Annotated in this window: 22 protein-coding genes; all 22 read left to right on the forward strand. The window is 34.0% G+C overall.

The window, feature by feature from the left end; all coding sequences use genetic code 11:
• Positions 1 to 8 precede the first annotated feature (8 nt).
• The 22 genes from pfkA (at position 9) to HMPREF0072_RS09915 (ending at position 21,406) form a co-directional block, all read left to right on the forward strand.
• Positions 9 to 968, forward strand: a complete 960-nt coding sequence (gene pfkA, locus HMPREF0072_RS09815; protein ID WP_004830062.1) for a 6-phosphofructokinase — start codon at positions 9 to 11, stop codon at positions 966 to 968.
• An 8-nt stretch (positions 969 to 976) separates the two neighbouring features.
• Complete coding sequence (gene pyk / locus HMPREF0072_RS09820; protein WP_004830064.1) at positions 977 to 2,749, forward strand: pyruvate kinase; 1,773 nt, start codon at positions 977 to 979, stop codon at positions 2,747 to 2,749.
• The gene (gene rlmD, locus HMPREF0072_RS09825; protein ID WP_004830065.1) at positions 2,749 to 4,002 is read left to right on the forward strand and encodes a 23S rRNA (uracil(1939)-C(5))-methyltransferase RlmD; all 1,254 of its coding nucleotides are present in this window, start codon (positions 2,749 to 2,751) and stop codon (positions 4,000 to 4,002) included. Before pyk ends, rlmD begins: the two co-directional genes overlap by 1 nt.
• Positions 3,999 to 4,160, forward strand: a complete 162-nt coding sequence (locus HMPREF0072_RS12030; protein WP_001843395.1) for a hypothetical protein — start codon at positions 3,999 to 4,001, stop codon at positions 4,158 to 4,160. The genes rlmD and HMPREF0072_RS12030 overlap by 4 nt, the downstream gene beginning before the upstream one ends.
• Positions 4,161 to 4,445 carry a CD1845 family protein gene (locus tag HMPREF0072_RS09830; protein ID WP_004830069.1) on the forward strand — a complete coding sequence of 95 codons (285 nt, stop codon included), beginning with the start codon at positions 4,161 to 4,163 and terminating at the stop codon, positions 4,443 to 4,445.
• Between the two features lie 89 nt (positions 4,446 to 4,534).
• A complete protein-coding gene (locus HMPREF0072_RS09835) occupies positions 4,535 to 5,305 on the forward strand; it encodes a replication initiator protein A (RefSeq protein WP_004830073.1) in 771 nt (256 codons plus the stop codon).
• Positions 5,302 to 6,153: an ATP-binding protein gene (locus HMPREF0072_RS09840; RefSeq protein ID WP_004830074.1), complete on the forward strand. Its 852-nt coding sequence runs from the start codon at positions 5,302 to 5,304 to the stop codon at positions 6,151 to 6,153. Before HMPREF0072_RS09835 ends, HMPREF0072_RS09840 begins: the two co-directional genes overlap by 4 nt.
• Positions 6,150 to 6,635, forward strand: coding sequence for a PcfB family protein (locus HMPREF0072_RS09845; protein ID WP_000606558.1), 486 nt, complete (start codon positions 6,150 to 6,152; stop codon positions 6,633 to 6,635). The genes HMPREF0072_RS09840 and HMPREF0072_RS09845 overlap by 4 nt, the downstream gene beginning before the upstream one ends.
• On the forward strand, positions 6,632 to 7,675 hold the full coding sequence (locus tag HMPREF0072_RS09850; protein ID WP_000565769.1) for a type IV secretory system conjugative DNA transfer family protein: 1,044 nt from the start codon (positions 6,632 to 6,634) through the stop codon (positions 7,673 to 7,675). The genes HMPREF0072_RS09845 and HMPREF0072_RS09850 overlap by 4 nt, the downstream gene beginning before the upstream one ends.
• 39 nt (positions 7,676 to 7,714) lie before the next feature.
• Positions 7,715 to 9,553 (forward strand): recombinase family protein, encoded by a 1,839-nt coding sequence (locus HMPREF0072_RS09855; RefSeq protein ID WP_004830079.1) that lies wholly within the window; start codon positions 7,715 to 7,717, stop codon positions 9,551 to 9,553.
• 75 nt (positions 9,554 to 9,628) lie between these two features.
• Entirely contained in the window at positions 9,629 to 10,201 is a 573-nt protein-coding gene (locus tag HMPREF0072_RS09860; protein WP_000079884.1) for a TetR/AcrR family transcriptional regulator, read from the forward strand.
• A gap of 50 nt (positions 10,202 to 10,251) precedes the next feature.
• Positions 10,252 to 10,770, forward strand: a complete 519-nt coding sequence (locus HMPREF0072_RS09865; protein ID WP_000708365.1) for a ClbS/DfsB family four-helix bundle protein — start codon at positions 10,252 to 10,254, stop codon at positions 10,768 to 10,770.
• A 140-nt stretch (positions 10,771 to 10,910) separates the two neighbouring features.
• Entirely contained in the window at positions 10,911 to 12,650 is a 1,740-nt protein-coding gene (locus HMPREF0072_RS09870; protein WP_001114256.1) for an ABC transporter ATP-binding protein, read from the forward strand.
• Positions 12,643 to 14,352 carry an ABC transporter ATP-binding protein gene (locus HMPREF0072_RS09875; protein WP_000488162.1) on the forward strand — a complete coding sequence of 570 codons (1,710 nt, stop codon included), beginning with the start codon at positions 12,643 to 12,645 and terminating at the stop codon, positions 14,350 to 14,352. Before HMPREF0072_RS09870 ends, HMPREF0072_RS09875 begins: the two co-directional genes overlap by 8 nt.
• A 2-nt stretch (positions 14,353 to 14,354) precedes the next feature.
• Entirely contained in the window at positions 14,355 to 15,872 is a 1,518-nt protein-coding gene (locus HMPREF0072_RS09880) for an ABC transporter ATP-binding protein (protein WP_000601967.1), read from the forward strand.
• Entirely contained in the window at positions 15,862 to 16,566 is a 705-nt protein-coding gene (locus HMPREF0072_RS09885) for an energy-coupling factor transporter transmembrane component T (protein ID WP_000567178.1), read from the forward strand. Before HMPREF0072_RS09880 ends, HMPREF0072_RS09885 begins: the two co-directional genes overlap by 11 nt.
• A 10-nt stretch (positions 16,567 to 16,576) precedes the next feature.
• Positions 16,577 to 17,161, forward strand: coding sequence for an MptD family putative ECF transporter S component (locus tag HMPREF0072_RS09890; protein ID WP_000791750.1), 585 nt, complete (start codon positions 16,577 to 16,579; stop codon positions 17,159 to 17,161).
• 265 nt (positions 17,162 to 17,426) lie between these two features.
• Entirely contained in the window at positions 17,427 to 17,843 is a 417-nt protein-coding gene (locus HMPREF0072_RS09895) for a sigma-70 RNA polymerase sigma factor region 4 domain-containing protein (RefSeq protein WP_001074478.1), read from the forward strand.
• Positions 17,844 to 17,927: 84 nt separating this feature from the next.
• Positions 17,928 to 18,257, forward strand: a complete 330-nt coding sequence (locus HMPREF0072_RS09900; RefSeq protein WP_000712033.1) for a DUF3847 domain-containing protein — start codon at positions 17,928 to 17,930, stop codon at positions 18,255 to 18,257.
• Positions 18,258 to 18,501: 244 nt separating this feature from the next.
• Positions 18,502 to 20,154 carry a MobQ family relaxase gene (gene mobQ / locus HMPREF0072_RS09905; protein ID WP_000852174.1) on the forward strand — a complete coding sequence of 551 codons (1,653 nt, stop codon included), beginning with the start codon at positions 18,502 to 18,504 and terminating at the stop codon, positions 20,152 to 20,154.
• Between the two features lie 2 nt (positions 20,155 to 20,156).
• Positions 20,157 to 20,909 (forward strand): phage replisome organizer N-terminal domain-containing protein, encoded by a 753-nt coding sequence (locus HMPREF0072_RS09910; RefSeq protein WP_004830091.1) that lies wholly within the window; start codon positions 20,157 to 20,159, stop codon positions 20,907 to 20,909.
• Between the two features lie 173 nt (positions 20,910 to 21,082).
• Complete coding sequence (locus tag HMPREF0072_RS09915; RefSeq protein ID WP_004830093.1) at positions 21,083 to 21,406, forward strand: hypothetical protein; 324 nt, start codon at positions 21,083 to 21,085, stop codon at positions 21,404 to 21,406.
• Positions 21,407 to 21,423: the final 17 nt, after the last annotated feature.

The following is a 21,423-nucleotide window of genomic DNA, read 5'->3' on the forward strand; positions in this document are numbered from 1 at the left end:
GAGAAATAATGAAGACAATAGGTATACTTACTAGCGGTGGCGACGCTCCAGGTATGAACTCTGCTATCAGGGGAGCTGTTAGAACTGCGTTAAATAAATCCATGAGGATTAAGGGTGTCAGAAACGGTTACGATGGCTTAATGAAGGGAGATATCTATGAAATGAATATCTCATCTGTAGCAGACATCATCCACAAGGGTGGTACTATCTTAGGTACTGCAAGAAGCCTTGAATTTCAAACCCCAGAAGGTCAAAAAAGAGGAGCTCAAATCCTTGCTGACTATGGTATCGAAGGCTTGATCGTAATTGGTGGTGACGGATCATTTAAGGGTGCCAAGGCCCTATCTGATTTAGGAATTAAAACAATCGGTATTCCTGGAACTATAGACAATGATATGGGCTATACTGATTATACTATAGGATTTTTTACTGCTATAGAAACAGTATCTGATGCCATTGGTAAATTAAGAGATACATCTAGCTCTCACGGTAGGGCTGTTGTTATAGAGGTAATGGGTCGTAACTGTGGAGATTTGGCTTTATATTCAGGTCTTGCAGGTGGTGCTGAATCCATTATCGTTCCTGAGCATAAGTTTTCAATCAATGAAATAATTGCCAAGATGGAACACGGTAGAAAAAGAGGAAAACTTCACCATTTGATAACCCTAGCGGAAGGTGTTGGTGACCCTTATGCTCTAGCAAATGAACTTGAAGAAAAAACTGGTATCGAGACAAAGGTAACAGTTTTAGGTCACGTTCAAAGGGGTGGTTCACCATCAGCTGTTGATAGACTTCTAGGATCTGCAATGGGATCTAGGGCTGTTGACTTATTGGCAGAAGAAAAAACAGGCCTTGCTATAGGTTATGTAAACGGAAAAATTATAGAAGTAAGTATAGAAGAAGCTACATCTGTTAAGTCAGTTTTCGATGAAAATCTTTATGATTTAGCAAATAGCTTATCAAGATAGGAGTAAAAATGCAACCAGAAATTTTAAAGAAAACCAAAATTGTTTGTACTATAGGACCAGCTAGTGAAAAACCAGAAGTGCTTGAACAACTCATTCACAATGGAATGAACGTAGCAAGACTTAACTTTTCACACGGAACTCATGAAGAACATTTAGAAAAAATTAAAACAATTAAAAGATTAAGAAGGAAACTAAACAAACCAATAGCTATCATGCTAGATACCAAGGGTCCAGAAATCAGAACTGGTAACTACAATGTAAAGGAAATCTACCTTAAACCAGATGACATCTTTACTCTTACAACTAGAGATGTGATGGGAACTCAAGACATAGTATCTGTAAGTCATAAGGGCTTACCTCAAGATGTTAAGGTTGGCAGCGAAATCTACATAGATGACGGCCTAGTTCAACTTGAAGTAATAGAAATTAAAGATGGCACAGATGTAGTTTGTAGGGTACAAAACAACGGTGTACTTTCAAACCACAAGGGAGTTAACCTTCCAGGTTCTAAAACAAACCTACCAGCAATCACTCCAAAGGATGTTGATGATATAAAATTTGGTATAGAAAATGGAATCGACCTTATCGCAGCCTCTTTCGTTCGTAAAAAAGAAGACGTTTATGATATAAGAAAAGTTCTTGAAGACCACGGTGGAGAGAATATAAAAATCATTTCTAAGATTGAATCCCAAGAAGGTGTTGACAATATCGAAGAGATTATCGAAGCATCTGACGGAATCATGGTAGCTAGAGGAGACCTTGGTATAGAAATCAAAACAGAATTAATACCAGGAGTTCAAAAAGATATCATAAGAAGATGTAATGCTGCTGCAAAACCAGTTATTACAGCTACTCAAATGCTTGATTCTATGATTAGAAACCCAAGACCAACAAGAGCTGAGACAACAGACGTTGCCAATGCTATTATAGATGGTACTGACTGTGTTATGCTTTCAGGCGAAACAGCTGGTGGTAAATATCCAGTTCAAGCTGTTAAGACCATGAGAGATATATGTATTACAACAGAATTGTCAGATGACTTCATAGAGAAAGTTTACAATACAAAAGTAGTATCTAGAAGAAACACTACAAACTCAATAGCAAGATCTACTTGCCAAATCGCAAGAGAACTAGATGCAAAAGCTATTATTTCTTGTACATCATCAGGTAATACTTCAAGGGTAATTTCTAAATTTAGACCAAGAACAACAATCGTAGCTGCAACAACTACAGAAAGTGTTGCTCGTCAATTATCAATTGTTTGGGGTGTTTATCCACTTGTAATTAAAGAAGCTCACGAAACAGACGAACTTATCGAAAGAGCTATAGTTGGGGGATTATCAGAAGGCTACCTAGAAGAAGGCGACCTAACTATAGTAACTGCTGGTGTTCCACTTGGTGTAAGCGGATCTTCAAACCTAATTAAAGTTCATGTGATTGGTGATATCATCACATCTGGTACAGGTATAGGTGCTAAATCTGTATCTGGTAAGGTTGTAATTGGATCAACAAAGAAAGAACTTGAAAGTAAATTTGAAGAAGGCGACATCATAGTAGCCAAATTTACTGACTCAGATATTACAGAATTTATAGAAAAAGCATCAGCTATAGTCACAGAAACCGGTGGATTAACAAGCCATACAGCAGTAGCAGCTGTTCACTTCGGCATTCCTGCAGTAGTTGGTGCAGTAAGCGCTCAAAGCCTTGTAGAAGATGGTCAAATCATTACAGTAGACCCAATAGGCGGAGTAATCTACAACGGAGAAACAAAAGTAATCTAATGAAATACAATGATATCTATATAAGAGATATCCTAATAGATGGGAGAGGAGTTGGCGAAACTCCTGACAAGGTTGCTTTTATCGAAGACGCAGTCTATGGTGAAGTCTGCGAAATAGAAATAATAGAAGAAAAGAAAAATTTCTACAATGCAAAAAAGATAAAAACAATCAAAGAAAGCCCAGTACAAACACAAGCTCCATGTCCATATTTTTATGAATGTGGAGCTTGTACTATTATGGATATAAAATATGAAAATCAAATACAAATAAAAAAGAATCTAATTCTATCTGCCCTAGCTAAATCAACATCCTATAAGCTAGAAGATATTGAAATTATCCCATCAAAGGAGTTGAGATATAGGAATAAAATAAGGCTCCAAGTAGAAAAAGACGGCAGACTTGCCTATAACAAATCCTATTCAAACGACTTAGTTTACATAAAAGATTGCCTGCTTGTTAGGGAAAATATTGGCGAAAATTTAGGAAAAATAGAAGAAATAACTAAGGATATATCTGAAAAATTTAAGGGTGCAATAAAAGAAATCACCGTAAGAACCAACGGCACAGACATCATGTTAAATCTTGATCTTGATAACAATAATGAACCCATCGCCTATATCAAAGAAAAATACTCAAGTAGCAAATTTTTTATAAATATAATAGGCAAGGAAAATATAAATATTTCTGGTAAAGATTTTTTAGAATACAAGATATGTGACAAAACCTTCAGGATAAGTGGCAATGATTTTTATCAAGTAAATGACTTTCAAATAGAAAATCTTTATGGACAAGCAAAAAAACTTTTAGGATCTGGCAAAAAAGTCCTAGACCTCTACTGCGGCTCAGCCACCTCATCTATAGCTATAAATGGTGATAGGCTAGTAGGTGTAGAAATAAACAAAAATGCCATCCAAGATGCAAAAATAAATGCAGAAATAAACGACCTAAAAGACTTTAAATTCATAGCTAAAAACGCCAAATACATCGACGAAAAATTTATAAAAAAAGAAAAAATCGATAGCCTAATAGTAGACCCACCAAGAGCAGGCCTCGACAAAGACCTAATAAAATCCATAGGTAAATCCGGCCTAAAAGAAATAATCTACATCTCCTGCAACCCCCAAACCCTAGCAAGAGATATAAATAGATTTGAAAAAGAAGGCTACAAACTAGAAAAAATCAAAGCCGTAGACATGTTCCCACAAACCATGCATGTAGAGTGCATAGCGTTGATACAAAGAGTGAAATCGTGAAAATACTGCATTTTAAGCAGTTTTACAAGCATTATGTATTTGTAGAAGACGGAGAGGGAGGACGAAAAAAAGTCTTAAAAAATTATATTGATGTGAATGTTTGCATTGATATGGTGTGTGGAGATACAAAGAATGCTTTAGAAAGTGAGGACTACTAAATGATGAGATGGATAATAAAAATAATTTTGTTTCCAATTAGCTTGGCATTAAGTATCCTCACAGCATTTCTGACATTTCTACTTGGTATTGGAACAGCCCTACTATATTTGCTGATGATGTTTTGCATATTTGGAGCAATTGCCTCTTTTCTGCAAAAAGAAGTTACCATCGGAATAGAAGCATTGATATTAGGTTTCTTGTTAAGTCCATACGGAATACCGATGGTTGGAGCAACTGTTATAGCTTTTTTACAAGGTATCAATGAAGCAATAAAATCAACCTAAAAAATTTCATAAAAATGGTTACCAAAGGCGATAGAGAAAAAACTATCGTCTTTTTCTTTGCAAATTTTTAAGAGAGGAGGTGATCCTGCATGAACTTTGACTATTTCTATAACAGAGAAGCGGAAAGATTTAACTTTCTAAAAGTGCCTGAAATATTGGTAGACGGAGAAGAATTTAAGGGACTGTCTGCTGAAGCCATTATCCTATACTCCATGCTTTTGAAACGCACAGGAATGTCCTTTAAGAATAACTGGGTGGACAAGGAAGGCAGAGTATTTATCTATTTTACTGTTGAAGAAATTATGAGAAGAAGAAATATCTCAAAGCCGACAGCTATAAAAACATTGGACGAGTTAGACAGCAAAAAAGGAATAGGACTGATTGAAAGAGTAAGGCTTGGACTTGGTAAGCCGAATGTCATTTATGTTAAAGATTTTATGAGCATAATAGCGGTAAAAGAAAATGACTTTCAGAAGTCAAAAAACTTAACTTCAGAAGTAAAAGATTTTAACCTCAGAAGTAAAGAAAATGAACTTCAGGAAGTTCAAAATGTTGACTCTAACTATATAGAGAATAATAAGAGTAAATATAGTAAGAGAGAATATAGTTTTGGGAAAAGCGGACTTGGAACATTTCAAAATGTCTTTTTGAAAGATGAGGATATAGGAGAATTACAAATAAAAATGGCAGGAGAGCTTGATAACTACATTGAAAGACTATCAACCTATCTTCAAAGTACCGGAAAGACATATAAAGACCATAAAGCAACAATCCTTTCTTGGTTCTATAAAGATCAGGGAAGTAAGAAAAAAACCAATATCCCTACATGGGAGGAATATAACAAAGGAGTACATTTATGATTAAAGAATTAGAAAAAGTGATGATAGAAGATGTGGAATACAGCTTTGATCCTGAAAAAGAATACATCAAAGACGGACACGCCTACTGTAAAGTGTGCCATGAAAGAAAAGATGGAAAAGCATTAGAATTTTTCGGAAAGCAGATGATATTTAAGACAGCTTGTAAATGCGATAGAGATAGAGAAGCAAAAGAAAAAGAAAGACAAAAGCAGCTTGAAATCGAGAGATTAAAAAGTATCTGCTTCACATCCATGATTCAATGGGCATATACCTTTGAAAACTATGAGGGAAAAGAAAATCAGAGTCTTATCATCGCAAAGAATTTTGTAAAAGACTATGAGCTGATGAGAAAAGAAAATATCGGACTCCTATTCTATGGTTCGGTGGGTAGCGGAAAGACCTATCTTGCCTGCTCTATTGCCAATGCTCTGATTGAACAGTATCAGATAAGCGTTAAGATTAGAAACTTTGCACAGATAATCAACGAACTGCAAAAAGGCGGATTTGACCTTGATAAAAACGCATATATCGAATCCCTTGTAAACACTTCCGTTCTCATCTTAGATGATTTAGGAATTGAAAGAGATACAAGCTATGCAAAAGAGCAGGTATATAACATTGTGAATAACAGGTACTTAAAGCATAAACCAACAATCTTTACCACAAATCTTTCATACAGCCAAATTGAAAACTGTACGGAGAGTGTGGAATACCAAAGAATTTACTCAAGGATTATCGAGATGTGTATTCCTGTGATGGTGCTTGGAGAAGATTACAGGAAAGTTATTCAGGAAGAAAAATTGAAGAGGAATAAAGAAAGATTACTGACTGGAGGTGAGAGAACTTGATCAATGAAGAAATTGCAAGAAAAACGCTTAACATGGAAGTGAAAGCTGCTAAAGTAACAGGAAAGCTAATTCTGAACTTATTAAAGAAACTGATGAAAGAGGCTGAAAAACTTGGAGGACTGGAAAAGCTGGTTAATGCTAACGGAAATGAAGTAAAGCTCAAAGATATGGTTAAAAAGGGACAGCTTGAAGAAATTCCGGTAGAAGAAGCAGAGCTGAAGGAACTGAAAAAGGAACTTAATCGGTATGGGGTAAAGTTTTCGGTGATGAAAGATAAAGAAAGCGGTAAATACTCCGTATTCTTTCAGGCAAAAGACATGAAAGTCATGGATAAAGCCTTCAAACACGCTCTTGCAGAATCAGAAAAGAAAACGGAAAGAAAAGAATCTATCCACAAGAATATTGAGAAGTTCAAGGAGATGGCAAAGAACACTGTTTCTAAAGATAAAGTTAAGAATAAACAAAAGGAGCAGAGCCTATGATAGATAAGATACTAAAAGACATCAAAGGCTTATTTAAGGTGCAAGATAAGGCAAAGTTGCTAAAGCAGAATATTCCCTATCTTGCATTTTTCTATGTTGGCAATATCTTTTCTCATCATGTAAGAGCCTATACTGGTGGAGATGTGATAGACAAAATCTTTCAAGGAATATTAGAACTTAATACCATGAGCTTTATTCCAAGTATTCATCCTTCTGACATTTTAATGGGCGTGGGAGTGGCAGCTCTAATTAAATTTATTGTCTATACCAAAGGGAAAAATGCAAAAAAGTTTAGGCAGGGGAAAGAGTATGGTTCAGCAAGATGGGGAACGAGAAAAGATATAGAGCCGTATGTGGATGAAAAGTTCCAAAACAATATCTTGCTTACTCAAACAGAGCGATTAACCATGAATGGCAGACCGGCAAATCCAAAGTATGCAAGAAATAAGAATGTACTTGTTATTGGTGGTTCTGGCTCCGGAAAGACGAGATTTTATGTAAAGCCAAACCTAATGCAAATGCACTCGTCATATTGTGTTACAGATCCTAAAGGAACGATAGTCATTGAGTGTGGCAAGATGCTTGAAGATAATGGCTATGAGATAAAAATCTTAAATACCATCAACTTCAAAAAGAGTATGAAGTACAATCCCTTTGCCTATCTCAGAAGTGAAAAAGACATCCTCAAATTAGTGCAGACAATCATTGCAAACACTAAGGGTGAAGGGGAAAAGGCAGGTGAGGATTTTTGGGTGAAAGCCGAGAAACTCTACTATACGGCTTTGATAGGTTATATTTTTTATGAAGCTCCAAGAGAAGAAAAGAACTTTGCAACACTACTGGATATGATAGATGCTTCAGAAGTCAGGGAAGATGATGAAACATATATGAATCCCATTGATAGACTATTTGAAGCATTGGAAAAGAAAGAGCCTACGCACTTTGCGGTAAAGCAATATAAGAAATACAAACTTGCTGCTGGAGTAATAGAATTAAGGAGAACACTTAATCACTATTTTAGTGAAATATGTACTTCTTAATTCTTTTTTTATTGAAAAATTAAGAGAAAGGGGGTAAAAATGAGGAATTTTGAAAAGATAACAGCACTCTATGAGAGATTAAGTCGTGATGATGAACTGCAAGGAGAGAGTAACTCTATCATCAATCAGAAAAAAATATTGGAAGAATACGCAAGCAAAAATAATTTGTCAAACATCATTCACTTTACAGATGATGGAATCAGTGGAACGCAGTTTGACAGACCGGGATTTATGGCAATGATGAACGGAGTCAATCAAGGAAATATTGGTTGTATCATTGTAAAAGATATGAGCAGACTTGGCAGAGATTATCTCAAAGTCGGTCAATGTATGGAGATACTAAGACAAAAGGGCGTAAGACTAATCGCTATCAATGACAATGTAGATAGTTTTTACAGAGAAGATGATTTTACCCCTTTTAGAAATATCATGAACGAATGGTATGCAAGAGATACATCAAGAAAAATCCAATCGACTTTCAGGTCAAAAGGCGAAAGTGGGAAACATACTGCAAGTACACCGCCTTATGGCTATATCAAAGATGAAAAAGATAAAAACAAGTGGATAGTAGATGAAAAAGCAGCAGAGATAGTAAGGCGAATATTTAACCTGACCATGCAAGGAAATGGTCCGTATCGAATAGCAAAGATATTGGAGAGTGAAAAAGTAGATATACCAGCCTATCATCAACAGAAATTAGGCTATGGACTATATCAAAGCAAAAACTTTGAACATCCCTATCGTTGGTGCAGCTCAACCATAGCAAGCATTTTAAAGAAACAGGAATACTTGGGACATACAGTCAATTTCAAAACAAGAAAACACTTCAAGGACAAGAAAAGCAAATATGTATCCGAGGATAACTGGCTTATTTTTGAAAATACACACGAGCCAATTATAGATCAAGAAACCTTTGACAATGTGCAAAGGATAAGAGGAAATGTAAAAAGGTATCCTGACGGTTGGGGAGAATATCACCCACTCACAGGACTGATGTATTGTGCAGATTGTGGAAGTAAAATGTATGTTCATAGAACAAGCAATTACAAAAATATACCCTATTACACTTGCAGTGCCTATACTAAAACACCTTGTGGCATGCTTTGTCCATCAGCACACAGAATAAAAGCGGAAGTAGTCTTAAATTTAATACAAGACACACTAAAAGATATTAAAAAATACCTTGATGAAGATAATGAAGCCTTTATCTGTTCCATTCAAAATGAAATGGAAGAAAAAGAAAAAATAGAGATAGAAAAGAAAAAGGTAAGATTAACGGAAAGCCAAAACAGACTTAGGGAACTCGAACGACTTATGTGCAGAATTTACGAAGATATGATCCTTAACAAAATACCAAATAGCAGATATGAGATACTAAACAATCAATATGAAACAGAGCAGATAACTTTAAGCAAAGAGATCAAAGATTTAGAGCAGCAGGTATCAAGATATGAAAAAGAAACAGACAGAGCAAGAAAATTTATATCTCTTATCAGTCGTTATGAAAACTTTGATGAACTTACAACTACAATGATAAATGAGTTTGTAGAAAAGATTATCGTACATGAAAGAGATAGAAAAGGAAGTCAGACATCAAAGCAAAAGATAGAAATTTACTTTAATTTCATAGGTAATTACGAACTACCACAGGCGGAGTTAAGCGAAGAAAAAAAACAAAAACTTGAGAAAGAAGAAAGAAAAATCGAAGAAAGAAAAGACAAGCTACATCAAAATTACCTAAAGCGTAAAGCGAGTGGAAAACAGAAAGAGTATGAAGATAAATATAAGCCAAGAAGAGAACAGAAGAAACAGGAGAAAATAAAGGTTTTGAAAAGAGTGGGGATACCGGTGAGTGAGTATATAAAAACAAATATTTAAATCTATCTTGACAAATATTGAATTTTAATTTATTATTAAATATAGATTCAGTATTGGAATAGAAAGAGGTGTGCTATGGCACAAGTATTAAAAGAAGAAGTTAGAAATAGAATACTCGAAGCAGCAGAAAAAGTATTTTATAAAAAGGATTATAGAGGTGCCAAATTAACAGAAATTGCAAAAGAAGCAGATATTCCTGTGGCACTAATTTATACCTATTTCAAAAATAAGGCAGTTTTGTTTGATGCAGTAGTAAGTTCTGTTTATATAAACTTCGAGTCAGCTTTTAATGAGGAAGAATCTTTGGAAAAAGGTTCTGCTTCTGAAAGGTTTGATGAAGTTGGAGAAAATTATATTCATGAACTTTTAAAAGATCGTAAGAAGTTAATTATTTTAATGGATAAAAGCTCAGGTACAAAGCATACAGAAGCAAAACAAAAACTCATATCGCAAATGCAGGTTCATATTGAAGTAAGTTTAAAAAGACAATCGAAACAGGAATATGATCCAATGCTTGCCCATATTTTAGCCAGTAACTTTACAGAGGGACTTCTTGAAATAGCAAGGCATTATCAAAGTGAAAAGTGGGCAAAAGATATGCTAAAACTTATTGCAAAGTGTTATTACAAGGGAGTGGAATCATTGTAAGTTGATTTGATATTTAAATGCGATAAATTTAAATTTTTGGAGGAGATATTTTGAAGATATATAAAGATAAAGAAGAACTGAAATCTGAGATAAATAAAAGTTTTGAAAAGTATATTTCTGAATTTGATATTATTCCTGAATCTCTCAAAGATAAGAGAGTCCCTGAAGTTGACAGAACACCAGCAGAAAATCTTGCTTATCAACTCGGATGGACAACATTAGTTTTGAAATGGGAAAAAGATGAGAAAAACGGTTTTGAAGTAAAGACACCGTCGGATATGTTTAAATGGAATCAACTTGGAGAATTATATCAGTGGTTTACCGATACTTATGCTCATTTATCGATAGAAGAATTAAAGAAACGATTGAAAGAAAATATTATATCTATCTATACAATGATTGATACACTAAGTGAAGAAGAATTATTTCAACCGCATATGAGAAAATGGGCTGATGAAGCTACTAAAACAGCGACATGGGAAGTTTATAAGTTTATTCATGTTAATACGGTTGCCCCTTTTGGAACGTTTAGAACTAAGATTAGAAAATGGAAAAAGATTGTGCTATAATTTTTGATTTGCTGATACAGTAATTTAAAAAAATATAGTGATCGGATAAAATAGACTTTGCGTAATCAGCAAAGTCTTACTTTAAACCTTAATACTGAATTAAAATTCAATATTATTCAATTTTGAAAGGAGAGTTGTTCATGCCGGAAAAAGAATTAAGGAAAAAAGTGATTGGGAAAAATAGTTTATCCAATTCACTTCTTGCTTTAAAAATAGTATTTGATTTGATACCACAAATCTTACTTGTATATTTGATTAGTTCTTTAATCACAAACAATATTAACGAAGGTAATTTAAAGTATATATTCTTGGGAATCTTTATATCGTTTGTATTAAAAGGAGTGTTTTATTATTTTGCAACAAAGGTTGCCCATGAGAAAGCATACGAAAAATTAACAGAACTTAGGTTAGATATTATCGGTCATCTGAAAAAACTAAGTTTGGGATTCTTTAAAGAACATAATACAGGAGAGCTTACCAACATTGTTCAACATGATGTAGAGCAAGTGGAAGTATACCTTGCCCATGGTCTTCCTGAAATAATGGCAGTTACACTTCTGCCTACCATTATTTTTGTAGCTATGATTTTTGTTGATTGGCGTCTTGCTCTTGGAATGATTGCTGGAGTTCCACTCATGTATTTGGTAAAAGTTCTTTCACAGAAAACAATGGATAAAAACTTTGCTATTTACTTTAACCATGAAAATAAGATGAGAGAAGAGCTAATGGAATATGTAAAAAATATTTCTGTGATTAAGGCTTTTGCTAAAGAAGAGGAGATTAGTGAAAGAACATTAAAAACGGCAAGAGAATATATTTACTGGGTTAAAAAGAGCATGGGAGCAATTACAATTCCAATGGGACTCATTGACATATTTATGGAAATTGGAGTAGTTATTGTCATGATTTTGGGAAGTATATTTCTTTACTATGGAAATATTACAACCCCTAATTTTATACTTGCCATTATTTTATCGTCTGCTTTTACTGCATCTATAAGTAAGACGGCTACATTGCAACATTTTTCTATTGTGTTTAAGGAAGCACTAAAGGCGATTGGAAAAGTTTTAACAGTTCCGCTTCCAAAGAAAAAGACAGAACAAGGTTTAGAATTTGGAAATATAGAATTTAAAGATGTGAATTTTGCATACGGAAAAGATAGCTTTGAGCTTAAAAATATCAATTTGAATTTTAAGAAAAATAGTTTGAACGCCTTTGTAGGAGCAAGTGGTTGTGGGAAAAGTACTGTATCTAATTTGCTTATGGGATTTTGGGATGCAGATGAAGGACAAATACTGATAAATGGAAAAGATATAAAAGAATATAGTCAAGAAAATATCTCAATGCTGATTGGTAGTGTGCAACAAGAAGTTATCCTTTTTGATTTAAGTATTTTTGAAAATATAGCAATTGGAAAACTAAATGCAACAAAAGAAGAAGTCATAGAAGCTGCTAAAAAAGCAAGATGCCATGATTTTATTTCAGCATTGCCAAATGGATATGAAACACGAGTAGGTGAAATGGGAGTTAAGTTATCTGGTGGAGAAAAACAAAGAATCTCCATAGCAAGAATGATACTGAAAAATGCACCGATTTTAATATTAGATGAAGCAATGGCAGCTGTTGATAGTGAAAATGAAAGACTAATCGGCGAAGCAATTGACGATTTAAGCAAGGATAAAACCATTATTACAATTGCTCATCATCTAAACACAATTAGAGATTCAGACCAAATTATAGTTATGGATAAGGGTGTTGTTCTTGATGCAGGAAGCCATGAAGAGTTGATGAAAAGATGTGAGTTCTATAAGGATATGGTTGAAGCACAGAACAAGGTAGATAGATGGAATTTGAAAGAGGTGGTAACAGAAAATGTTTAGAGAAATGTTAAAGCTGCTTACAAAAACCGGCAAGAGAGATTTGATTATATCAAGTGTATTCTTTGCCCTTTATGGACTAAGCTCCATAGCCATGATTGTTATCGTATTTTCTATACTGTTTCAGATATTTGATGGGACGAGTTTAGCAAGTTTATATAAAGGTTTTATTGCAATTGGGTTACTTGTAGTATTCAAAGGCATTTGTAATATGGTTGCAGATATGAAAAAGCATAGTGCAGGTTTTGATATTGTTCAGCAAATCAGAGAACGCATGATTATTAAATTGAAAAAATTCAGTTTGGGATTTTATACCAATGAAAGACTGGGAGAGATCAATACAATTTTACACAAAGATGTTGATAATATGTCTCTTGTTGTAGGACACATGTGGTCGAGAATGTTTGGCGATTTTTTGATAGGTGCAGTCGTATTTATCGGTCTTGCAAGTATTGATTTCAAACTTGCTATTCTAATGGCTGTATCTGTTCCGATTGCACTTGTCTTTCTATATCTGACAATTAAGCAATCTGAAAGAATAGAGAATCAGAATAATTCAGCACTTCTTGATATGGTTAGCTTATTTGTTGAATATGTTAGAGGAATACCTGTACTAAAGAGTTTTTCAAACAATAAAAGCTTGGATAATGAGCTTATGAACAAGACAAAAAAGTTTGGAGAAACAAGCAAAGTAGCTTCAAGATTCAAGGCAAAACAGCTATCTATATTTGGGTTTTTACTGGATATTGGATATTTAGTTCTTTTAATTGCAGGAGCAATACTTGTTATAAAGGGAAGTCTTGATGTACTTAATTTTATTATCTTTGCAGTAATTTCAAAAGAGTTTTATAAGCCGTTCGCTTCTATGGAACAACACTATATGAACTATGTTTCGGCGGTAGATAGTTACGAAAGACTTTCAAGAATTTTATATGCAGATGTAATCCCGGATAAAGTGAATGGAATTGTTCCGATGGATAATGATATAGCTTTTGAAAACATAGATTTTTCCTATGAAAAAGATGAATTTAAAATGGAAAAATTGAGCTTTTCTATTGCTGAAAAAACTATGACAGCCTTAGTTGGAGAATCAGGTAGTGGAAAGACTACTATAACCAACTTGCTTTTAAGATTTTATGATGTGCATAAAGGAAAAATTACCCTCGGAGGAACTGATATAAGGGATATTCCTTATGATGAGCTTTTAGATCGTATTAGTATTGTCATGCAAAATGTTCAGTTGTTTGATAATACCATTGAAGAAAACATCAAGGTAGGTAAAAAAGGAGCAACGAAAGAAGAAATCATTGAAGCTGCAAAGAAAGCGAGGATACATGATTTCATTATGAGTTTACCAAAAGGTTATGAAACTGATATTGGAGAAAATGGTGGGATTTTATCAGGTGGACAGAGACAAAGAATATCTATTGCAAGAGCTTTTCTAAAGGATGCACCTATTTTAATTCTTGATGAAATGACAAGTAATGTTGATCCTGTAAATGAATCTTTGATACAAGATGCTATTACAGAACTTGCAAAGAATAGAACTGTACTTGTAGTGGCTCATCATTTAAAAACCATTCAAAAAGCTGACCAAATTCTCGTATTTCAAAAAGGAAATTTACTTGAAAAAGGAAAGCATGGGGAACTTCTTGAGAAAGATGGTTACTACACAAAATTATGGAAAGCTCAGTACGAGGTATAATCATGATTTTGTTAAAAAATGTTTCTTATGAATGGGAAGATGGGCGAACTGCTTTAAAAAATATCAATCTTGAAATTAAAAAAGGTGAATTTGTTTTAATTTCAGGGAAAAGTGGAAGTGGTAAAAGCACTCTTGGAAGTGTAATGAATGGTCTTATACCACATTATTACAAAGGCAAAATGAAAGGAGAAGCCTTTGTGTCCGGAAAAGATATAAGCAAATTATTACTTCATGAAATAGGGCATATTGTAGGGACTGTATTTCAAGATCCAAGAAGTCAGTTTTTTACAACAACTACAGATGAAGAAATAGCTTTTGGGCTTCAAACGATCTGCAAATCAAGATATGAAATCAAACAGAGAGTAGAAGAAGTATATGCAGAACTGGATATTGAGGAACTGAAAGGAAAATCTGTTTTTGAATTATCAAGCGGACAGAAACAAAAGATAGCTATTGCAAGCATCTATGCGATGAATCCGAAAGTTTTAATTTTGGATGAACCTTCAGCAAATTTGGATATGAAAGCAACATTTGACCTGTTTTTAATTTTGGAGAAATTAAAGAAAAAAGGAACAACAGTTGTTCTAATTGAGCATCGTTTGTACTATGTAAAATCTTTATTTGACCGTTTTCTTTTGGTGAAAGATGGAGAGATTGCACAGGACTTGAGTCGGGAAGAAGTTATCCGTCTTGAAGGGGAGTTTTGGGATGAAAATGGGCTAAGAACTCTTGAATTAGAAGAATACAGGATAAGTGAGAAGAAAGATTCATATCAATTAAATGATGAAAGTATCAACGGAAAAGGCTTGAGATTTTGCTATCCGAATGTAGCTAAGGATGGAAAGAAACAAAACAAGTACATCTTAAATCATCTTGATTTCAATATGGAGTGTGGAAAAGCCATTGGTCTTATAGGCTTAAATGGTACCGGGAAAACCACCTTTGCAAGAGTGATTTCAGGACTTGAGAAGATAAAAGAGGGAACAATATGGGCTGGAAAAGATAAGTCGCTTAATCATAAAGATTTAATGGATATGTCATATTTTGTCTTTCAAGATTCAGACTATCAGTTGTTTTCGGAAAGTGTACTTGATGAAATGCTACTTGGTATTTCAAGTAAAGATAAAAAAGAAAATACTCAAAAGGCAAAGTCTATTTTGAGTGTACTTGGCTTAGACAAATACATTGATAAGCATCCGTTTGCTTTATCAAGAGGAGAAAAACAAAGACTGACAATAGCTTGTGGAATGATGAAACAGGCAAAAGTTTTTATCTATGATGAACCAACATCAGGTTGTGATAAAGACTCAATGCTTTCGGTGGCAAAATTGATTGAAGAACAATTAAAAAATGGGACAACAGTCTTGGTAATAAGTCATGATTTTGAGTTTTTAGCAAACACAGTAAGCGATCTGTGGGTAATGGGAGATGGAAAAATAGAAACTGTTTTAGATATGAGTGAAAGTAACAAATTTCTCATATTAGACAAGATGAGAGGAGGTAGAGAACTTGATAGATAGAAAAACAGTCGATCCGAGAATAAAACTTATTCTACTTCCAATTGCCTCCTTTACCAGCTTTTTTATAAGCGATACAATCCTACTTTTCGGACTGATTGTCTTTGCCTTTTTTCTGTATGTATACAGTAGTATGTGGAAAAGAGCATTACGCTTTATTTTGTTTTTTGTGCTTTTATACTGCATAGAGTTAGGGCTTGGAAAGTTTCGTGAAGCAAGTATCGTATTTGCAATATATATGTTTATTTACTTTGCATCAAGGATGACCTTAATTGCTATGTTTGGTGGATATATAACAAAGACTACAAGTGTAAGTGAAATGCTTGAAGCATTAAATAGAATGAAAGTACCAAGAAGCATTGGTATACCTTTTAGTGTTTTGCTTAGGTTTGTACCAACTATAAGAATAGAACTCAAGGCATTAAAAGAGAATATGAAGATTCGAGGAATCGTAACAAGTAGATTTTTCCCGTTGCTACATCCATTTAAATATATTGAATATACGCTTGTTCCACTTTTAATGAGGATGATTAAGATTTCAGATGAACTGTCAGCTTCAGCACTCATTAGAGGACTTGATAGTGATGAGAACAGGGTTACATTGACAAAATTGAGGTTTAGATGGGCGGATTTGTTGATTGGACTATTAGGAGCTTTGATGATTGCTCTTGTGATAGTAATACAGAAAATTTATTAGGAGGACTTTTATGAAAAACAAATTAAATGGTCGTGATTTTATTACAATCGGAATCTTTAATGCAATTGGAATTGTCATATACATGGTGGTTGCATTTGCTATGGCAACAACAGTGATTGGAGGATTTATTGCTTCAGGAGTTAGCTTTATGGTAGCTGCTACCGTTTATATACTTATGGCTTTGAAAGTTAAAAAGAAGGGCGTATTTACAATATCAGGAACGCTTCTTGGTTTAATTGCATTGTCAGGAGGACATTTGCCTCATGCAGTCTTTGCTGTAATCGGTGGAATTATATGTGATTTGATTATAGGAAATTATGAGAGCAAGGGACGAATGATTATTGGATATGGGATATTTGCATTAGCAGATTTTTTAGGAACAGTAATTCCTGTGATTTTATTCGGGACAGCTTCTTTTGTGGAAAGAGCATCAAAATGGAAAATGAGCGAAGCACAAATAAATGAAGCATTATCTTATTTCAAAGTTTCGTGGGCAGTAGGATTTGGCTTGATAACTTTTGTTCTTGCTTGCATAGGAGCATTCGTTGCAACAAAGATACTCAAAAAGCATTTTGAAAAAGCAGGAGTGATTTAATAATAAATTTACTTAGGAGGGAAAATAATGGAGGGATAATTATGTCAAAACTTATAGTTTCGGTTTTCACAGAACGATATAATTATCCTTTTTTATTCTTGGAATTGCTTACACATAGCAATAATACTTTACCAGAAACAACAAAATAGAAAATTATATAAAACATTAGTTTTTAAGCCGAGAGGACTTTTTACGTCAAAGTGTAGAAGTCCTCCTTTTTTATTCTCAAAACCAAAACAGAGAACTTAAAAAGGAGGATGACTAAGTGGCAAAGAAAGAATATTACCTTTATGTAAAAGGCAAAGCCGTACCTGTAAGTGAAGAAGTCTACAAAGCCTATTGGAAGATAACAGAGCATGAAAAGTATCTCCAAAGAAAAGATTGGAAGCATAATGTAATACCATTTTCGGCACTGGATCATGATGGACACTTTGTAGATAACATCATAGATGAAAAGATAGACTTAGAAAAAATTGTAGAAGTAAAAATGCGAATTGAAGAACTTCATAGAGCATTAAATACTCTTTCAAAAGAAGAACGAGAGTTGATGGAAGCCATCTTCTACAAAGAAGAAAGTCTAAGGTCAATCAGCAGAAGAGAGAAAGTTACACATCAAGCAATCAGTGGGAGGAGGGATAGGATTTTAGAAAAACTGAGAAAGATTTTAGAAGATAAAATCTAAAAACTTGGAAAGGTTAAGTGTCAAAAAAAGGTGCTTAACCTTTCTTTATGGAAACAAGCAGATACCAAAACGGAGGAATGAAAAATGAAGAAAGAAAACACATTACAGGAAGTACAGGAACAAATTTCTGAACTTCAGCAAGAAAGAGAAAAGTGCGATGTGAAGCTGAAACAATTACAAAATCAAGGCAAGAAATTAGAAAAACTTGCAAACGAAAAGGAACGAAAAAGAAGAAATCATAGGCTCATACAAAGAGGCTTGATAGTAGAAAGAGTCATTAAAAATCCTATCATGTTTACTAACGATGAGATAGAAGAATTACTTAAAGTTGCTACTCACACAAAAGAATACAGACAAGCCTATGAAGAAATGATAAATGGGAAAGATATGGAAGATGAAACAGAGATAGAGTAGATAAAATAAAAAACCATAGTTTTTTCAGAAGCTCCCTGCAAGGGCAAAAAGCTTCGCAGAACGCAAAGCACCCTTTAGGGTGTATAATTGCGCCCTTAGAAAAACTAAGGGATTTTAGCAAGTCTTTAAAAATCCAAAACTTAATAAAAACATACGGATAAAGTAGATAGGAAAAGATACAAAAAATAACCTGTCTGCTTTTTCCTTTACCTGAAAACAAACAAAAAATGAAAGGAGCTTAAAAGTGGCAGAAACATTTCACTTTAATATTTCTATGATAAGCAGAGGAAAAAGTAAATCGGCAGTTGCAAGTGCAGCATATATCTCTTGTGAGAAAATCAAAAATGAATGGGACGGAGAAGTTCACGATTACCATAATAAAAAGGGACTTTTACATTCAGAAATCTTCTTGCCGGAGAATGTTCCCATAGCATTAAAAGATAGAACTACTTTATGGAATAGCGTTGAACTAAATGAGAAAGCAAGTAACGCACAGCTTGCAAGAAACTTCATTATCGCCTTACCAAAAGAATTATCATTTGAAGAAAATAAGAAACTCATTACCGACTTCATACAAGAAAATTTTGTATCAAAAGGAATGATAGCAGACCTTGCAATCCATGATGAAAGTGATGAAGAAAATAATAATATCCATGCACATATTATGACTACCCTCAGACCAATCAATGAAAAAGGAGAGTGGCAGGCAAAAAGCAAAAAAGAATATGTTCTTGATGAAAAGGGAGAAAAGATAAAATTAAAAAGCGGTAACTACAAAACAAGAAAAGTAGAGCTGACAGACTGGAACAATAAAGGAAACGCAGAGAAATGGAGAGAGAATTTTGCAAGTCTTTGTAATCAGTATTTAGAAAAAAATCATCAGGAAAAGAGAGTGGATCATCGCTCCTACAAAAGACAAGGGATAGAAGAAATCCCAACCATTCACATGGGAGCAAGTGCCAGTGCCTTAGAGAAAAAAGGAATAGAAACCGACAAAGGAAATATCAACAGAGAAATCAAAAAGCATAACTCTTTAGTAAAAGTTATCAAGAACAAGATAAAAGAAATCACTTCTTGGATAGACTCTTTACTTGGAAATCTGCAAGCAAAATACGATGAGTATAAACAGACCAAAAAAGATGAACTGGAGAACAAAGCGGAACTCTTTAACCTCTATGAGTATATTTCTATCTACAACGAGATACAGGGAGAAAAAACAAAAAATTTATCCTACTACGGACAGATAAAAAAGGGAAATGCAGACCTAAAGAGATTTGTAAAAGCAATATACTATTTGAAAGATAATAAACTTCAAACCATAGCAGACCTACAAGGAAAAGTCTTTGAACTGGCAAAGCAAAGTAAAAATATAAGTGGTGATATTCAGAGTAAAACACAAAGAATTAAAGACCTAAATCAGTGTGTAAGCTGCATAGATTCTATCAAAGAAAACAAAGAAGTCTATCAGGAATACAAAAGCAAAACCATATTCAAAGACAGTTTTTACAATTCTCATAAAAAGGAAATAGACAGATACCTAAGAGCAAGAAAGATTATAGAAAAGTTTACCGGGACATCAGCCATAAAATTAAATGATTGGCAAAAAGAAATATCAAGCCTTGAAAAAGAGATACAAGACTTAAGCGAAGATAAAGCTAAAGTACAAGATGAATTTAAGCAGATAGACCATATCAAATATGCAGTAAAGATTGTCAATGATGAGTATGGAATAGATTTATCCATAGAGATAGACAAGGCAATTAAGAGAGGAGATAAACCAAGTGTAATTGCACAACTGAAAAAATTCCAAGAGCAAGAGGAAAGAAAGGGGCAGTACAAACAAAAAGCCAAGGAAAAGGCTAAAGAAAATTATAAAAATAAAGGGGAAGAAAGATAAAGATGGCAGACAACAGAAGATATTATTGGTTAAAATTGAAAGAAGATTTTTTTACAGATAAGAGAATCAAAAGGCTACGAAAAATATCAGGAGGAGATACTTATACAATCATCTATCTTAAATTGCTTTTGCTTAGCTTAAAAGACAGTGGGAAACTGTATTATGACGGAGTAGAAACAGACTTTATCAAAGAGCTTGCCTTAACGATTGATGAAACGGAAGATGATGTAATGGTTACAGTAAATTATCTTGTAGCACAAGGATTGATGGAGATAATCACAGAAAATGACGAGTATTTTTTAACAGAAATCCCAAGTCTTATAGGTTCAGAAACAGCGTCTACAAGGCGTTCGAGGAAATCAAGAGGACAAAAAGCGTTGCAATGCAACAATGGTGCAACACCTTGCAACCTTTTGCAACAAAACTGCAACGGAGATATAGAGATAGATAAAGAGATAGATATAGAGTTAGAAAAAGAGGGGGAGATAGAAAAAATATCCCCCTCCCTTTATGGAGAATATAAAAATGTTTCCTTAACTGATGAAGAATATGGAAAATTAAAGGATAAAATGCAAGGGCATAGGGAAGAAATGATAGAGAAGCTGTCAACCTATTTGCAAAGCACGGGAAGAAACTATAAAGATCATTATGCGACCTTAGTTCATTGGTACGAACAAGACAAAGGGAAATTAAAGGAGAGCAGTAAATCAAAAGTATATACCTTTGAAGATTATGACAAGGGGGAACACTTGTAGGCCTCGTATAAGACGGTGGAAAGGTGTTTTTAGAGCGTTAATGATAAAATAGGTATCAGACTATAGCTAAGTGTAAAATAGGGCTCAAAATTGCAGTATGGAAAAAATATCGTATTTATGATAAAATGATAATGATATGGTAATAAACTCAGTTATAAGGAGAGGATATATAAATGCGAATTCAATTTACTGTAACCGATGAAGAACTTGAAATCTTAACTAAAAAAGCAATAGAGGGAGGTTTCCCAAGCGTTACTGAATATTGTAAGTGTAGCAGTTTACAAGAAAATACAAGCTATGCTGACCTATATACTACCTTATTAAACAAAATTAGCTCTTTACCGAAGGGCAAAGAATTTGTTTTAAGAGAGTTAATCGCAACACCTCCGGCATTGATTGGTAGATGGTTTTATGAAAATGTAAATAAGGGACTTGTAAAAAATGTGGAACACATCGGAAAAGCTGAAGGTGGAGTAGAAAAATATAAAAGAATTTAGATAATGTTGGAGGTGCA

It is taken from the genome of Anaerococcus lactolyticus ATCC 51172, from assembly GCF_000156575.1.
GTDB lineage: Bacteria > Bacillota > Clostridia > Tissierellales > Peptoniphilaceae > Anaerococcus > Anaerococcus lactolyticus.

What these genes read in the sequence shown, in the direction of transcription:
- HMPREF0072_RS09850 (WP_000565769.1), top strand. Translation starts at nt 6,632, where the DNA reads ATGATAGATAAGATACTAAAAGACATCAAAGGCTTATTTAAGGTGCAA.
- HMPREF0072_RS09915 (WP_004830093.1), top strand. Translation starts at nt 21,083, where the DNA reads ATGCGAATTCAATTTACTGTAACCGATGAAGAACTTGAAATCTTAACT.
- HMPREF0072_RS09900 (WP_000712033.1), top strand. Translation starts at nt 17,928, where the DNA reads ATGAAGAAAGAAAACACATTACAGGAAGTACAGGAACAAATTTCTGAA.
- HMPREF0072_RS09835 (WP_004830073.1), top strand. Translation starts at nt 4,535, where the DNA reads ATGAACTTTGACTATTTCTATAACAGAGAAGCGGAAAGATTTAACTTT.
- rlmD (WP_004830065.1), top strand. Translation starts at nt 2,749, where the DNA reads ATGAAATACAATGATATCTATATAAGAGATATCCTAATAGATGGGAGA.
- HMPREF0072_RS09855 (WP_004830079.1), top strand. Translation starts at nt 7,715, where the DNA reads ATGAGGAATTTTGAAAAGATAACAGCACTCTATGAGAGATTAAGTCGT.
- HMPREF0072_RS09840 (WP_004830074.1), top strand. Translation starts at nt 5,302, where the DNA reads ATGATTAAAGAATTAGAAAAAGTGATGATAGAAGATGTGGAATACAGC.
- HMPREF0072_RS09910 (WP_004830091.1), top strand. Translation starts at nt 20,157, where the DNA reads ATGGCAGACAACAGAAGATATTATTGGTTAAAATTGAAAGAAGATTTT.
- HMPREF0072_RS09875 (WP_000488162.1), top strand. Translation starts at nt 12,643, where the DNA reads ATGTTTAGAGAAATGTTAAAGCTGCTTACAAAAACCGGCAAGAGAGAT.
- HMPREF0072_RS09890 (WP_000791750.1), top strand. Translation starts at nt 16,577, where the DNA reads ATGAAAAACAAATTAAATGGTCGTGATTTTATTACAATCGGAATCTTT.
- HMPREF0072_RS09880 (WP_000601967.1), top strand. Translation starts at nt 14,355, where the DNA reads ATGATTTTGTTAAAAAATGTTTCTTATGAATGGGAAGATGGGCGAACT.
- pfkA (WP_004830062.1), top strand. Translation starts at nt 9, where the DNA reads ATGAAGACAATAGGTATACTTACTAGCGGTGGCGACGCTCCAGGTATG.
- HMPREF0072_RS09870 (WP_001114256.1), top strand. Translation starts at nt 10,911, where the DNA reads ATGCCGGAAAAAGAATTAAGGAAAAAAGTGATTGGGAAAAATAGTTTA.
- HMPREF0072_RS09860 (WP_000079884.1), top strand. Translation starts at nt 9,629, where the DNA reads ATGGCACAAGTATTAAAAGAAGAAGTTAGAAATAGAATACTCGAAGCA.
- pyk (WP_004830064.1), top strand. Translation starts at nt 977, where the DNA reads ATGCAACCAGAAATTTTAAAGAAAACCAAAATTGTTTGTACTATAGGA.
- HMPREF0072_RS09830 (WP_004830069.1), top strand. Translation starts at nt 4,161, where the DNA reads ATGATGAGATGGATAATAAAAATAATTTTGTTTCCAATTAGCTTGGCA.